Genomic DNA, 14,996 nt, shown 5'->3' on the forward strand with positions numbered 1-14,996 from the left:
AGGATGCCGACGGTGCTGCCGGCCGGTTTTCCGGCCGGCAGAGTTTCAAATGGTCAGCGCAGCGCCTGCTTGGCGAGCTCGGAGACGATCTCGTAATTCTGCGGCGTGACGAAGCCGGCTCCGGTGTCGACATTCATCGGCGCCAGGCCCAGCACCACCTGCTGGCAGAGGCTGAGGATCGGCAGGTAACCTTGCAGGAACGGCTGCTGGTCGGCTGTCAGCTGCACCCAGCCGCCCTTGAAGCCCTCGACGATCTGCGGGCTGGTATCGAAGCCGAAGTTGAAGATGTCGCCGGGCTTGCGCCCCGCCGCCTGCATATAGGTGGGAACGTTGCCGAGCATCTGTCCGCCCGGATAGCCGACCGCCTTGACGTCGGGGTGGTTAAGCAGTGCGGCGGTGATCACCGGGATGGCGAGATTGGGGTCGGACGCCCATTCGCCGCTCGGCGGCGACGACAGCTGGATGACCTCGACGCCGGCTTCCTTCAGCGCCGCCACCGTGCCGCGCTCGCGCGCACCGCGGTTCTCGTTCTCGAACGGACCGATCATGATCGCCTTGTCGCCGGCCTTGAGCCCGCCCAGCTTGAACGCCTCGGCGCCGAGCGCGCGGCCCTGCTGTTCCTGCTGCGCGCCGACATAGCCGCCGCCGAACGCCGCCACCACCTTCGGCACCGGTACGTTCTGGTACATCATCTTGATGCCGTCCTTGTGCGCCTGTTCGGCCAGCGGCATGATCGAGGCGTCGCCCGGATGGCCCATCATGGCGATGCCGTTGGGCTTCACGGCGACGGCTTCTCGCAATTGCTGCACCATCTTCTCTACGTCCCACTGGGAGAAGATGTAGTCGACCTTCGGCCCGAGATCGGCCGCCGCCTGCTTGGCGCCATTATAGACGATGGTGCCGAAGGCGTCGCCCTCGGCGCCGCCGACGAAGAAGCGGATATGGACGTCCTTGCACCATTGGGCGTCGAGCGCCTGCGCCGGCAGAGTGGAGATTGCGGCGCACAGTGCCGTGGCCGCCGCCACGACGCTCGAGCGCAGAAGTGTCGTTCTCATCGCGATGCTCATGCACGTTCCTCCCTTTTGGTCCCTCGCAAGCCGAGGGGTTTTCGACGATGGCTTCGGCTTGGCGCCGCAGTTCCTGGCCGGCCGGCTCCTCCCGCCGGGCAATCCTCACATCAGATTTGGCCTCACATCGGATTTGGCAGGTAGCTGACACCTCCCCTGCATTGCTGGAGGTATTCCAGCGCGCGGACTTGGCCCGTGATCTCCAGATCGCCGCGATAGACTGGGTCGTGCCAACCTTCGATGTCGATGGCGCCCTTGTATCCGGCCAGCCGCAATTCGCTGATCACCCGCGTCCAGTCGCTGTCGCCGAAGCCCGGCGTGCGCATTTGAACAAACGGAAGGCGGCCAAACACGCCATGTTCGCGGATCACGTCCCAGCGCACCGTCGCGTCCTTGCCGTGGACGTGGAAGATGCGCGGCGCCCATTTGCGGATCTGCGGCATCGGATCGATCAGATAGACGAGCTGGTGACAGGGCTCCCATTCGAGGCCGAGATTGTCGTCCGGCAATTCGTTGAACATCAGCTCCCAGGCATCCGGATTGTGGGCGATGTTCCAGTCGCCGGCGGCCCAGTTGCCGTCCATGGCGCAATTCTCGAAAGCGATGCGCACGCCCTTGTCGGCGGCGCGCTTGGCCAGCGGCCCCCACACTTCGCGGAAGCGTGGCAGGCTCTCGGGCAGCGGCTTGCCACGAATGCGCCCGGTGAAGCCGCTGACCGTGGAGGCGCCGAACAGATGCGCATGGTCGATGACCGTCTCCCATGCCTTCAGCACGCCGCGGTCGACTTCGCCGCTCTCCAACGGATTGCCGAACACGCCGATCGAAGACACGGTGACGTCGGCATCGCCGATCGCCTCGCGGATCTGGCCGGCCAGCCGTGGCAGATCCTTGCCGCCCAGCGTCTGCCAGAAAAAGGGCTGGATGCTCTCGAAGCCGAGTGGCAGGATCTCTCTGATGTAGGCCGCCGGGTCGTCGAGATTGGCCCGCACCATGGTGCCGATCCGGATGTCGAGAAGCGGGTTTGGCGTCATTGTGCTTCCTTTGAGATCGCCACGCGACGTCCGGTCTCGGCGCTTTCGATGGCGCCGAAGACCATGGCCACGCTCTTGATGTTGTCGTCACCGCGCGTTTCCGGCTGGGTGCCGGTCTCGATGGCGTGCATGAAATCCCGGATGATGCCGAGATGGCCGTCGACGCGGTCGGCGGGGTCGAGCGGCGGCACCTCGACCGGCTCGGTTTTGTCGAAAAGGCCGTCGCGGACCGGCAGCACAAGTTCCGCCGTCAGCGCGTCATGGCCGTCCCAGGCGAGGCTGCCGTGCTCGGCGACGATGCGCCAGCTGCCCTCCCAACTGGTGCGGAAACCGGCAGCGCACCAGGAGCCGGCATAGGTAAAGACCTTGCCGCCGCCGAGATCGAAGACGGCGCTGGCCGACGATCCCTGCCGGTACCAGGAACTGGCCGGCTCCCATTCCTGGCAATAGACGCTGGCCGGCTCGCCGCCGACCATATAGCGGGCGGCGTCGAAGGTGTGGATCGCCATATCGAGCAGCAGGACATGTGCCATCTCCTCGCGAAAACCGCCGAAATGCGGCGCGACGAAGAAGTCGGCATGGATGCTTGTCGCGGCACCAATGGCGCCGGAGTCCAGAAAGCGCCGGATGCGCCTGACATTGGCGACATAGCGGCGGTTCTGCACGACGGCATGAACACGCCCGGCGCGGCGTGCCGCTTCCACGATGGCGCGCGCATTCTCCGGGCTGTCGGCCAACGGCTTTTCCGTCAGCAGGTGGCAATTATGGGCAAAGGCGGAAAGCGCGACGTCGCGCCGGGCAGCAGGGACCACGATGTCGAACACCGCGTCGGGCCTGGTCTGGTCGAGCACCGCGTCGAGGCTGGTTCCAATGACGGCGCCGGTCAGCTCGTATTCGCGCGCCCTCGCCTTCGCCCGCTCGGCGTCAAGGTCGACAAGGCCGACAATGGCGAGCCCATCGATCTGTTTCACGGCATCGAGCCAATGCTTGCTCATCGCGCCACAGCCGACGAGGACGACATTGAACATCCAGCGCTCCTCCTCCCGTCCGGCCCCTCCAGACCGAAGTCACGGCACTCACGGCATCACCGTAAACGTTTTTCCGTAAACGTTTACGACAACACACCCGATAGCGTAGAATGTCAATTGGCCGCTCGTGAAAATCGTCATCAACCGCCTTGGCCTGAGCGGCGGCCAATGCTAGCGAAGGTCGGGGAGAAAGTCTTTTGGCGTCCAGCATCCACGACCTTGCACGTCACCTGAACATTTCGATCGGCACCGTGTCGCGGGCGCTGAACGGCCGCGCCGACGTCAACGCCGACACGCGCAAGCGCGTACTGGAAGCCGCCAGGGAGCTCAACTATTCGCCCAACCAGTCGGGCCGCAGCCTGCGCCAGGGCGCCACCCGTTCAATCGCCTTCATGCTGCAACCGCATCCCGGCGACCAGCAATATGGCGAGCCGTTCTTCATCCCGTTCCTGACCGGGCTGCAGGCGCGGCTCGCCGAGTATGACCTAGATCTGATGGTCGTCATGGGTGAGCCCGGCCAATATCAGCAGGAGAGGCTGCGCCGCGTGGTTGAGACGCGCCGGGCCGACGCGGTCGTGTTGGCCAATACACGGCGGGAAGACGATCGGATCGACTATCTCAGCAAGGCCGGCTTTCCCTTCGCCACGCTTGGCCGAAGTCAATCCGGCGGCGACACCTATCCTTCGCTCGATATCGATTTCGAGAGGGCGGGTGATGAAGCCGTCGACCGGTTGGTGGCGCGCGGCCACCGCCGCATCGCCGCCATCCGCCCGTCGCACGATCTCAATTTCGGCTATCTGTTCCTCGACGGCTACCGCAAGGCCTTGCGTCGCCACGGCATCGAGGTCGACCCCGGCCTGATCGCCGACGGCTTCATCAACGAGGCCGGCGGCTACCAGGTGACGCCGCGCGTGATGCTCTCCAACGACCGGCCGACAGCCATCATCTTCAACAATGACGCGATGGCGCTCGGCGGCTGCAAGGCGCTGGCCGAGATGGGCATCAGGCCCGGTCACGACATCGCGGTGATCGTCATCGTCGACACGCCGCTTTGCCGCTACTTTTCGCCGGCGCTGACCGCCTTCCGTCCGTCGCTGGAGCCCATGGGCCGGCGGCTGGCAGAGATGCTGCTCGCCTCGCTCCCCGCCTTCGCCGGTGAGGAAGGCCCGCACATCATGCACGAGGTCTGGCCGCTGGAGCTGATCGCGCGGGAGAGTGATTGAGCGGGAACGCCTCTTCCTTCTCCCCTTGTTGGAGAAGGTGGATCGGCGCGCAGCGCCGAGACGGATGAGGAGTGCCGGAAGAAACGCAGCGTGAAACATCGAGGGATAATCTTAAGCGCTTAGTTTCTTCAATGCGGCGATCCTGCCAACACCCCTCATCCGACCGAGCTTCGCTCGGCCACCTCCTCCCACAGGGGAGAAGGAAGAAGCCCCTGCCTGTCACGCAAGTATCATGTTCGCGTCCTAGACCGCTTGGCGGAAAGGCGCTGGCGGCAAAGTCGATGCGGCGCCGGCTCCGGGCTGCTTCGTCACAAGGGGAAATCCATGAAACATCTCAACCGAACCGTCGCGCTTGGCGCGGCACTTGCTCTGTTCACCGCCTTGACGCCGGCGCTCGCTGATGGCGTCGCCTATGTCAACAAGGGGCTGGTCGGCGTCGGCCGTATTCCGGCCAATCAGAAGGACAAGTTCGGCGAGACCTTCGGCTCCGGTTCCGGCATGGCGATCGACGTCAAGGGTTGGGCGCGTGACGGCGCCGGCTACAAGGGTTCGCTGTGGCTGCTGCCGGACCGCGGCTACAACGTCGTCGGCACCACCGACTACCGGGCGCGCCTCAACACCATTGCGATCGAGCTTTCCCCGGTAGCGCCGAGTGCCGCTCCCGCCGCCGGCCAGGAACAGTCTGGCGTCAAGGCGACGCTCGCCGACACCATGCTTTTGACCGACGACAAGGGCACTGATGCCACCGGCCTCGACCCGCTCAACGGCGTTCGTCCCGCCGCCGGCGACATGCCGATCCTGCCGCAGGCCGACAATGGCAAGCTGGCGCTCGACAACGAAGCGATCGTGCGCCTGCCCGACGGCTCCATGTTCATCTCCGACGAATATGGCCCGAACATCTACCGCTTCTCGGCCGATGGCCATCTGCTGTCGGCGACGCAGCCGCCGGCAGCACTCGTGCCGATGCGCCATGGGAAGCCGAACTTCGCCTCGGACAATCCAGGCCCTGGTGCCGCCGAGCCCGATCCGAAGGATCCCGAGACCGGCCGCCAGAACAACCAGGGCCTCGAAGGCATGGCGATGACGCCGGACGGCAAGTTCCTGATTGCCGTGCTGCAATCCGCACCCCGCCAGGATGGCGGCGATTCCGGTGCGACGCGCCAGAACACCAGGGCGCTGGTCTATGACGCCTCCGACCTCGCCCACCTCAAGCTGGCGCACGAATACATCGTGCCGCTGCCGGTGTTCAAGGACGCCAAGGACAAGACCAAGGTGGCGGCGCAGAGCGAGATCGTCGCGCTCTCGGACAAGACCTTCCTGATGCTGACCCGCGACAGCGGCAACGGCCAGGGATTGAAGGGCGATGAGTCGCTCTTGCGCAAGATCAATATCGTCGATCTCTCGGCAGCGACCGACATCGCCGGCGGCCCGTTCGACGCCGCCGACAAGCCGGTGGCGCCCAAGGGCGTGCTCGACCCGTCGGTGACGCCGGCCAAGCTGACGCCGTTCATCGACATCAACGACAAGGCCGAGCTTGGCCGCTTCGGCCTGCACAATGGCGCGCCGAACGACAAGAACGACCTCTCGGAGAAGTGGGAGGCGATGTCGCTGGTAAGCGTGCTCGATCCGAAGCTGCCCGACGACTATTTCCTGTTCGTCGCCAACGACAACGACTTCATGACCCAGGACGGCTTCCAGGTCGGCGCGGTCTACAAGGCCGAGGACGGCGCCGATGTCGACACCATGTTCCTGGTCTATCAGGTGACGCTGCCGAAGCTCGTCACGAACTAGCTCCAGACAAGAAGGCGGACGCGTCGAGCGCGTCCGCCTGCAGTCGCTTGTCGACGATCACCGATGCCATAAGGGCGCCTACTTCAAGATCTCGGCGTCCCTTGGCACGCCCGCATCGATAGGCTCGGCGGTCCTGTTCGACACGGCGGTCATCTTCCCGGCGGCCGACAGGTTCGGGCGCACATAGACCTGCGCGACGCCGTTGACCCGGCTGTAGAGGTCGATGATGTCCTGGTTCATGAAGCGCACACAGCCGGACGAAGCGTTCTTGCCAATCGAATCCCACTCCGGCGTGCCGTGCAGCCGGTACATCGTGTCCTTGCCGTCGCGGAACAGATACAGCGCCCGCGCGCCCAGCGGGCTCTGCGGGCCGGGCGGCATGCCGTCCTTGTATTTCGCCAGTTCCGGTCGGCGCTGGATCATTTCCGGCGGCGGCGTCCAGACCGGCCACTTCTTCCGCGCCTGAACCACGGCGCTGCCGGTCCATCCGAACCCGGCCTTGCCCAGGCTGACGCCATAGCGGATGGCCTCGCCGCCGCCGCGCACCAGATAGAGGAAATGCTCGGAGGTATCGACGACGATCGTACCGGCTTTTTCTCCGGTCGGATCGGACACGATCTGGCGTACGAACTTCGGATCGAGCTTGTCTACCGGGATTGCCGGCAGCTGATAGCCCTCGTCGACGCGTGCCGCATACATGCTTGCGGCAGCGCCGAAAGCCGACTCGCTTGGCGGCGGCGGCGCTGCCACTGGCGGCGGCGTCACGACGTCCGTCGTGGTGCATGCCGAAAGAGCCACGGAGGCCGCGCCCAGAGCGGACGCACCGAGAAACGCGCGCCGGTTCAGGCGCTCAAAAAACAGCGGACTATCGGACATGAACCCCCCGGCTTATCATAACATCTAGTAGGATGCGGCCCCACGCCACAAGGACCAGTATCCCATTCCGGGAGCTTTGAGAACATGATTAGATCGAGGCTCGCCAGAAGACCTTAGGCCAACCTTTTCCGGCGCCGCATCGACCTGTCCCGTTGAATCGGCAATCGTCGCGGACCGGCCCCTGATACGCCTTCGCCGAGTTGCCAGCCATGGACGAAAAAATACCCGCGCGCCGGCGCCCGGCCGATCTCACCAGCGGCCCGATCCCGCGCACGCTGCTCTTGTTCGCCCTGCCGGTTCTGGGCTCCAACGTGCTGCAATCGCTCAACGGTTCGATCAACGCCGTCTGGGTCGGCCGCTTCCTCGGCGAGGCAGCTCTTACCGCAACCTCCAATGCCAATCTGGTGCTGTTCCTGATCCTCGGCACGGTGTTCGGCATCGGCATGGCGGCCACCATCCTGGTCGCGCAATCGGTCGGTGCCCGCGACCTGGCCGAGGCGCGGCGCGTCGTCGGCACCAGCGCCACCTTCTTCTTCCTCATCTCGGTGTTGTTGGCGGTCTGCGGCTGGGTCTGGGTCGACGCCATCCTCAACACGTTGGGAACGCCGGCCGACGCCTTGCCGCTCGCCCGTTCCTACCTGCGCATCATCTTCGTCGCCGTGCCGATGATGAACCTCTTGTCCTTCGTCATGACGGTGCTGCGCGGCGCCGGCGATTCGCGCACGCCCTTCTCTTTCATGGCGCTGGCCGTCGTGCTCGACATCGTCCTGAACCCGCTGCTCATCCGCGGCATCGGCCCCTTCCCCGAACTCGGCATTGCCGGGTCGGCGACCGCAACGCTGATCGGCCAGACGGTGAGTGTGATCGCCATCCTCGTCGTGCTCTATGCGCGCAAGCATCCGCTGCGACTGGCCGGCGCCAATCTCGCTCTGCTGCGGCCGGATCCGACGCTGCTCAGGATCGTCGTTTTCAAGGGCGTGCCGATGGGTCTGCAGATGATCGTCATCTCGGCGGCGGCGCTGACGGTGATGGGCATCGTCAATTCCTACGGCTCGCAGGTCGCCGCCGCCTATGGCATCGCCGCGCAGCTCTGGACCTATATCCAGATGCCGGCCTTGGCTATCGGCGCCGCCGTCTCCTCAATGGCGGCCCAAAATGTCGGCGCCGGGCGCTGGGACCGCATCGGCCGTATCGCCGCCTCCGGCGTCGGCTTCAACCTCGTGCTAACCGGCGCGCTGGTCTACCTGCTGTTCCTTTTCGACCGCTCGATCCTCAGCCTGTTCCTCAGCACCGACAGCGCGGCAATCGACATCGCCGCCCACATCAACAATGTCGCGTCGTGGTCCTTCATCCTGTTCGGCGTCACCATCGTGCTGTTCGCCACGGTGCGCGCGACCGGTGCGGTGATGCCGCCGCTGATCATCCTTGTCATCTCGGTGCTGATCGTGCGCACCGGCTTTGCCTACTTCTTCCGCAGCGTGATCGGCGAGGAAGCGCTGTGGTGGAGCTTTCCGGCCGGCTCGATCACCTCGCTGGCGCTCGCCGCCGCCTACTACCGTTTCGGCGGCTGGCGAACCATGCACATGATCGAGAACAGGCCGGCTGCCGGCGAACCGCCGGACACCGGCCTCGGCGTGCCGCGCCAGCGCGCAAACATGGCACCGGAGACGCCGAACGGCTGATGCTCAGCGCGCGTATTTCGCGCCAAACCCGAGCGCCACCAGTGAGAAGATGGTGATCATACCGGCAAAGGCGAGGCTTGCCGTCGTGGCACCTGTCCAGCTCGACAGAAGCCCGATGCCGATGACCGGCAGCGCATTGCCGCAGAAGCAGCAGATGAAGAAGGCCGACACCACTTCGGCGCGGCGGTCGGCGGGCGCGATCTGGTTCACCACTTGCAGGCCGCCGCGATAGCCGAGCGCCGCCGCCACGCCGCAGCAAGCTGTCGCTGCAATCATGATGGGCATGGATGCGAAGAATTGCGCGGCGACGACCAAGGCGACCGTCGGGATCATCAGCACCAGCGCTGCCAGCATGGTGGCGCGGCTTGAAAACCGCGTCGTTGCCAGGATGGTTGCCGCAGCCACGATCGACAGTTCGAAAAACAGTGCGCCAGCCTCGGCATGGCTGGTCGCATGCAGCTGCTGTGCCAGGATGCTGGGCGCCAGAGCTGCATAGAAGCCAACCAGCGCCATGGCGCCGAAGCCGGTCACCGCGGGTGCCACGAAGCGCGCGCGGATGGCGCCGGGAACGGAGAGGCGTGGCTGCATGGAGACATCGGCAAGTCGTCCGTGACGCGCAACGGTCTCGCGCGTGCGCCAGATCAGCACAGTGACCACGGCGAGCACCCCCAGGTAGACGGCGAATGTCAGCCGCAGCGGCCAGGGCGCGTATTCGGCCAACAATCCCGACACCAGCGCGCCAAGGCCAAGGCCGACGAAATTGGTGCTTGTGGCGATCGTGGCGGCGCGTGATTTGTCGTCGCCGGCAATCAGTTCGGCAAGCCAGGCAGTGCCGGTTCCCGCGCCGATGCCTATGCCGAGGCCGCTCAGTATCCGGGCCACATCGAGCCAGGCGACATTCTCGGCGAGCAGAAACAACGATGCGCTGACCACCGCGATCGCCATCGATGCCAGCGCGGCAGGACGGCGGCCAATGACATCGGACAATCGTCCGAACATCAGCAGTGCTCCGAGATTGCCGACCACATAGACGGCGTAAACCAGCGTCAGCGTGATCTGCGAGAAACCAAAGGCCTGCTTGTAGATGACGTAAAGCGGCGTCAGCACCGTACTGCCGGCGAAGAGCACCGCGATCATGGCGGCGACGGCGGTCATCGCGGCAGTGCCGCCATTGTCTCTCGTCATGGTTTCAGCGTGGGTGGTCATTTCGACCTCTGCTTTGCTTTTGGGGGATACCCGCCTAATGCCCATTTAGGGACGGCCGTTCCCCTTGCCGAATGCTCTCCTGACAATCTTGGCAGCATGGCGGCGTCGCCATGCACGTGGCGGTGGCGGTATCTGGTTCGTGCCGGACAGGCGCTTCGAAAGGCTGGTCGAAAAAAGCAGCCGCTATCTGCGCATCGCCTTCAGCTTTTCGGCGACCGACGCGGCAAGGTCGGCATAGCGCTCTTCCAGCCGTTCGGCCGCCTTGATGATCGGGAAATCATGGCCGAATTTCTCCAGCGCCATGCGCAGTTTCTCAACGAACTCGGCCTGTTTTTCCAGCGCCGAAAACAGCGTCTTCACCTGCGCCTCGCTGATGTCGGGATTGGCAAGCATCTGCGGCACCTCGCGGCCCATCTGGTCGCCGGTGGCGGTCTGCTCCTTCAGGATCTCGATCCAGTCGGTCAATCGGCAAATCCTTCCTCTGTTCGCGCAACATGCGCAGCGCGTGCCAGTATGGTCAACCCGAAGACGTCGAACCGGACTTGCCTCGGGCGCATCGGACGCTAAGTTCGGCGCAACCCCGAACAAGGAAAAAATCATGACCAGCGATGCCGAAATCCAGACCGCTTTGCCCGCCCTCGCCTCCGGCAACGTCGCCGTCATCACCGGCAGCGCCAGTGGCATCGGCCTTGCCGCGGCCAAGCGGCTGGCAGCCATGGGCATGAAGATCGTGCTCGCCGACATCGGCGGCGCGCGCCTTGACGCGGCTGCCCGCGCGATCGCCACGATCGCCGGCGAGGATGGCGTGCTCGCCGTCGCCACCGACGTTGCCAAGGCGGACGAGGTCGACCGGCTGGCGCAAAAGGCGCACAGCGCCTTCGGCGGCGTGTCGCTGCTGATGAACAATGCAGGCGTCGGCGACAATCCGGGAAAACCCTGGGAAAACCGCGATGCCTGGAAGCGGCTGCTCGACATCAATTTCTGGGGCGTCGTCCACGGCGTCGAAACCTTCTCGCCGGCCATGCTGGCATCGGGTAAGCCTGGCTTGATCGTCAACACCGGCTCCAAGCAAGGCATCACCACGCCGCCCGGCAATCTCGCCTACAACGTCTCCAAGGCCGGCCTGAAGACGTTCACCGAGGGCCTTGCGCATGCCCTGCGCAACGAGCCGGGCGCCAGGCTCTCGGCCCATCTGCTCATCCCCGGCTTCACCTTTACCGGCCTGACCGAAGGCGCGGTGGAAAAACCGGCCGGCGCCTGGACCGGCGAGCAGGTCATCGATTTCATGCTGGCATCTCTCAAGCGGGGCGACTTCTACATCCTGTGTCCCGACAACGAGGTGGCGCGGCCGACGGATGAAAAGCGCATGGCCTGGGCGATTGGCGACATCATCGAAAACCGCCCTGCTCTGTCGCGCTGGCACCCGGACCACAAGGACGCCTTCGCCTCCTTCATGAACGACTGACGATCACGCGGCCTGGCTCTTGGCGCCGCGCTTCTGGGCCACCGCCTTCCTCGCCGCCATGTCGGCGATCTTTTTGTCATGCCGCTTTGCCGCCTGTTCGCATTTGGCGCGGATCTCCTCGACCTCGGTTTCGGTCAGATGCTCGATACCGATGAAGGTGTTGTGAGCCCGGCCGACCCGGATCAACTCATCGAGCTTGGCCTGGATCGCCGCGCCGTCGCGATTCTGGGTGTTCTGGATCAGGAACACCATCAGGAAGGTGACGATCGTGGTGCCGGTGTTGATGATCAGCTGCCAGGTGTCGGAAAAGCCGAAAATCGGCCCGGTCACCGCCCAGACGACGATGACCAGGCAGCAGGCGGCAAATGTCAGCGGCAGCCCGGCAAGATGCGCGACCGCGTTGGCGATCCGGGTAAAAAGCTTCTCGATCATCCAAGGACCTCGACGATTGAGCGACATGAGTTCGGCTGAAGGTAGAATTCATTGCGCAATCAGAAACCAACGGCAGCCGCTTCCGGTTCCCGGCCGGCGCGATTTCGCTGGCCACAATCGAATGCACGCACAAAGCGTGGCTCCGGGAAAAACCGCCTTATGGGTTTGTTGCCATAGTGCCGATGCAGGTCAAAAGCCTGTTCCTTCCGCCTTGCGGCGGTCTACTCCTGCCCCTTCCGCTGCGCCACCCCCGCATGGCGGAAGGGGTTATTTTCCCAGCATCAAGGCGCGTCGTTTTCCCAGCGGTCGAGGAAGGCTTCGATCGGCAAATCCTGCATGTCAGGCACGGCCCGGGCCAGCCTCTCCGGAGCCCAGTCCCACCACGCCAGGCTTTCGATGCGCGCCGCAATGTCGGCGGCGAAGCGCTGGCGCAGCGGTTTCGCCGGAACGCCGGCGACGATCGCATAGGCCGGCACATCGCGCGTCACCACCGCATTGGCGCCGACAATCGCGCCATTGCCGATCGTCACCCCCGGCATGATCACCGCGCCGTGGCCGATCCAGACATCGTGGCCGATGCTGACCGACTTTGCCTGCCGCCGCTCGCGGAAGCCCGCATCGACGCCCAGCCAGCGGAAATACTCGTTCGGCCGGTAGCTGACCTTGTGCTGCGTCAGCCGCTCGATCGGGTGCTCCAGCGCATTGATCCGGCTGTTGGCGGCGATCGAGCAGAACTTGCCGATCGTCGTGTAGATCGCCTCGGCATGGCGCTCGAAATAAGAGAAGTCGCCGACCGTTACTTCGCGCAGGATCACCCGTTCGCCGATCGAGGCATAGCGACCAAGCTTGCACGCCTTCAATTCCGCGGTCGGATGAATGCGCGGTTCCGGGTCTTTCAGGACAAGATTTTCGGCACGGTCCATGTGGCGGCTTTACCCCCGCGCAATTGCTGCCGCAAGGCGGAAGCAATTGTCGCGCCGCCAAACAGCCCAGAGTCTATTTCGGTTTGCCTTTGGTCCACACCACGTTCTGGCCGTAGAGCGGCACGGTGGTGACGGACATCTTCGCCGAACCATCCTGGACCTGGCGCGAATGCGACAGATAGATCAGCGTCTCGTTGGTCTTGTCGTAGATGCGGTTCACCACCTGCTTCTTCCAGATCAGGCTGATGCCTTGCTTGAAGACTTCCTCGCCGCCTTCGCTCATGTCGATGTCGCCGATGGTGATCGGGCCAGTCTGGCGGCAGGAAATCGAGGAATCCGACGGATCCTCGAACCAGTTGCCCTTCTGCAGGCGGTCGATCACACCGCGATCGAAATAGGAGACGTGGCAGGTGACGCCCTCCACTTTCGGATCCTTGATCGCCTCGACGATGATGTCGTTGCCGAGCCAGTCGACGCCGACCTTGCCCACTTCGTCTGCCGCCGCCACACCGGTGCCGAGGACAAGGCATGCGGCCAGGGCGCCGCCGATCAGTTTTCGCAAATGAGCCTCCTGCGGTTCGCGTTTTGCCGACCTCAGGTGGGACGGGCAGCGGGACTTTGCAAGCAGATCGTGTGTGCGCCGCCTGTCGGTTGCGGCAACGCGACATCTTTGCGTGCGCCACGCCAAACCGGTAAGAGTGTTCACCGAACAAGGGCTTTGCGCGCCCATCCGGCGCGTGCCATGACAATCACGACGGACACCCATTGATGATGCGTTCAATACTGGTCGGCATTCTCGTCCTGATGGCGGCGGGCATCGGCTGGCTCACCTTCGACTGGTATCGCGGCCATTATGGCGGCGAGCCGTTCGGCACGCCGTTCACATTGGTCGACCAAAAGGGCGCCCCGATCACCGAAGCAGCGTTCAGGGGGCGTCCCAGCGTCGTCTTCTTCGGCTTCACCCATTGCCCGGAAGTGTGTCCGACCACCCTCTTCGAACTGGCCGGCTGGCTGAAGACGATGGGCGACAGCGGCAAGAACCTGAATGCCTATTTCGTCACCGTCGACCCCGAGCGTGACACGCCCGCGGTGATGAACACCTATGTCGGCAATTTCTCGGACCGCATCGTCGGGATATCAGGCGATCCGGACAAGGTCCATGCCATGGCCAAGGGCTTCAGCATCTACTGGAAGAAGGTCGACACCGGCGACGGCGACTACACGATGGACCACACCGCCTCGGTGCTGCTGCTGAACGCCAGGGGCGAATTCTCCGGGACCATCGCCTATGGCGAAAGCGCCGACACCGCCATAGCCAAGCTGAAGCGGCTGGCCGCAGGCTGACACCGCTCATGACCCAGACGCGTCTCTACTTTATCGCCCGCAAGATCGAGGCCGAGTGCATCTTCGCGGCGCTCGAAGTCGCCTTCGAAGACGAGGGCCTGCCGATCGCCGTGATCGAGGTCGACGAGGATCGTGACATCCACGAAGTGTCGCTCTATGCCGACGGCGACGTCGATGTGGTCGAGGCAAGGCTGAAAGACACCCTTACCGGGCTCGCGCTGCCAAAACCGATCGAACGCGAAACGCTGCCCGATGTCGACTGGGTGACGCGCTCGCTGGAAGGGCTGAAGCCGGTGCGCGCCGGACGTTTCTTTGTCCATGGCGCGCATGACCGCGACAGCCGCCGCAGCGGCGACCTCGCCATCGAGATCGAGGCCGGCCTTGCCTTCGGCACCGGCCATCACGGCACCACATCCGGCTGCCTGGAAATGCTGGAACAGGTCGTGCGACGCGAGCAGCCACGCAACGCACTCGACCTCGGCACCGGCAGCGCCGTGCTGGCGATCGCGCTGGCAAAACTCGCGCATATTCCGGTGCTGGCGACCGATATCGACCCGGTCGCCGTCAAGGTCGCTGCCGGCAATGCCCGCCTCAACCACGTCAAGGCGCTGGTCGAAGCGGTGACGGCGCCGGGCTTCCACCACCCGATCTTTGCCGCGCGCGCGCCCTTCGATCTCATCGTCGCCAACATATTGGCGCGGCCGCTGATGCGGCTGGCGCCGGAAATGGCCAGGCATATATCGCTGGGCGGCTCGATCGTGCTCTCCGGCATTCTCGACCGCCAGCGCGACGCGGTGGTCTCGGCCTATGTCGGGCAGCAGTTCCGCCATGTCCGGACCTTGCACCGCGAAGGCTGGGTGACGATCCACCTCAAGCGGTAATCCGACCCCGATCCGACCCATCTGGCCCTGCTGAAATCGATTCCGGT

Annotated in this window: 15 protein-coding genes; 6 read left to right on the plus strand and 9 right to left on the minus strand. The window is 64.5% G+C overall.

The window, feature by feature from the left end; translation table 11 throughout:
- Positions 1–53 precede the first annotated feature (53 nt).
- The 3 genes from A6B35_RS22870 to A6B35_RS22880 form a co-directional block, all read right to left on the minus strand.
- Positions 54–1,067 (minus strand): substrate-binding domain-containing protein, encoded by a 1,014-nt coding sequence (locus A6B35_RS22870; protein WP_006204894.1) that lies wholly within the window; start codon positions 1,065–1,067, stop codon positions 54–56.
- A gap of 122 nt (positions 1,068–1,189) precedes the next feature.
- Positions 1,190–2,098 carry a sugar phosphate isomerase/epimerase family protein gene (locus A6B35_RS22875; RefSeq protein ID WP_006204893.1) on the minus strand — a complete coding sequence of 303 codons (909 nt, stop codon included), beginning with the start codon at positions 2,096–2,098 and terminating at the stop codon, positions 1,190–1,192.
- Positions 2,095–3,126 carry a Gfo/Idh/MocA family protein gene (locus tag A6B35_RS22880; RefSeq protein WP_006204892.1) on the minus strand — a complete coding sequence of 344 codons (1,032 nt, stop codon included), beginning with the start codon at positions 3,124–3,126 and terminating at the stop codon, positions 2,095–2,097. Before A6B35_RS22880 ends, A6B35_RS22875 begins: the two co-directional genes overlap by 4 nt.
- Before the next feature lie 197 nt (positions 3,127–3,323).
- Between A6B35_RS22880 and A6B35_RS22885 the strand changes: the two genes are divergently transcribed.
- A complete protein-coding gene (locus A6B35_RS22885; RefSeq protein WP_006204891.1) occupies positions 3,324–4,349 on the plus strand; it encodes a LacI family DNA-binding transcriptional regulator in 1,026 nt (341 codons plus the stop codon).
- Between the two features lie 324 nt (positions 4,350–4,673).
- Entirely contained in the window at positions 4,674–6,140 is a 1,467-nt protein-coding gene (locus A6B35_RS22890; RefSeq protein WP_006204890.1) for an esterase-like activity of phytase family protein, read from the plus strand.
- A gap of 78 nt (positions 6,141–6,218) precedes the next feature.
- Here A6B35_RS22890 and A6B35_RS22895 read toward each other — a convergent pair whose 3' ends face one another.
- Positions 6,219–7,016: a L,D-transpeptidase gene (locus A6B35_RS22895; RefSeq protein ID WP_006204889.1), complete on the minus strand. Its 798-nt coding sequence runs from the start codon at positions 7,014–7,016 to the stop codon at positions 6,219–6,221.
- A 209-nt stretch (positions 7,017–7,225) separates the two neighbouring features.
- Here A6B35_RS22895 and A6B35_RS22900 point away from each other — a divergent pair, with 209 nt between their 5' ends.
- Positions 7,226–8,698: an MATE family efflux transporter gene (locus tag A6B35_RS22900; protein WP_006204888.1), complete on the plus strand. Its 1,473-nt coding sequence runs from the start codon at positions 7,226–7,228 to the stop codon at positions 8,696–8,698.
- 3 nt (positions 8,699–8,701) lie between these two features.
- Here A6B35_RS22900 and A6B35_RS22905 read toward each other — a convergent pair whose 3' ends face one another.
- A complete protein-coding gene (locus A6B35_RS22905; protein ID WP_006204887.1) occupies positions 8,702–9,904 on the minus strand; it encodes an MFS transporter in 1,203 nt (400 codons plus the stop codon).
- A 183-nt stretch (positions 9,905–10,087) separates the two neighbouring features.
- Entirely contained in the window at positions 10,088–10,369 is a 282-nt protein-coding gene (locus tag A6B35_RS22910; RefSeq protein WP_006204886.1) for a hypothetical protein, read from the minus strand.
- Positions 10,370–10,502: 133 nt separating this feature from the next.
- On the opposite strand from A6B35_RS22910, the gene A6B35_RS22915 reads away from it, so the two are divergent.
- Positions 10,503–11,369, plus strand: coding sequence for an SDR family NAD(P)-dependent oxidoreductase (locus tag A6B35_RS22915; RefSeq protein WP_006204885.1), 867 nt, complete (start codon positions 10,503–10,505; stop codon positions 11,367–11,369).
- A gap of 3 nt (positions 11,370–11,372) precedes the next feature.
- On the opposite strand, the gene A6B35_RS22920 is transcribed toward A6B35_RS22915, so the two are convergent.
- From A6B35_RS22920 to A6B35_RS22930, 3 genes are all read right to left on the minus strand, one after another.
- Positions 11,373–11,801: a low affinity iron permease family protein gene (locus tag A6B35_RS22920; protein ID WP_006204884.1), complete on the minus strand. Its 429-nt coding sequence runs from the start codon at positions 11,799–11,801 to the stop codon at positions 11,373–11,375.
- Between the two features lie 281 nt (positions 11,802–12,082).
- Positions 12,083–12,724: a DapH/DapD/GlmU-related protein gene (locus tag A6B35_RS22925; RefSeq protein WP_006204883.1), complete on the minus strand. Its 642-nt coding sequence runs from the start codon at positions 12,722–12,724 to the stop codon at positions 12,083–12,085.
- A 73-nt stretch (positions 12,725–12,797) separates the two neighbouring features.
- Entirely contained in the window at positions 12,798–13,286 is a 489-nt protein-coding gene (locus A6B35_RS22930; protein WP_006204882.1) for a CreA family protein, read from the minus strand.
- A 206-nt stretch (positions 13,287–13,492) separates the two neighbouring features.
- On the opposite strand from A6B35_RS22930, the gene A6B35_RS22935 reads away from it, so the two are divergent.
- Positions 13,493–14,068, plus strand: coding sequence for an SCO family protein (locus A6B35_RS22935; protein ID WP_006204881.1), 576 nt, complete (start codon positions 13,493–13,495; stop codon positions 14,066–14,068).
- An 8-nt stretch (positions 14,069–14,076) separates the two neighbouring features.
- A complete protein-coding gene (locus tag A6B35_RS22940) occupies positions 14,077–14,949 on the plus strand; it encodes a 50S ribosomal protein L11 methyltransferase (protein WP_006204880.1) in 873 nt (290 codons plus the stop codon).
- Positions 14,950–14,996: the final 47 nt, after the last annotated feature.

Origin of the sequence: Mesorhizobium amorphae CCNWGS0123, assembly GCF_001686985.1 — a bacterium.
GTDB classification, from domain to species: domain Bacteria; phylum Pseudomonadota; class Alphaproteobacteria; order Rhizobiales; family Rhizobiaceae; genus Mesorhizobium; species Mesorhizobium amorphae.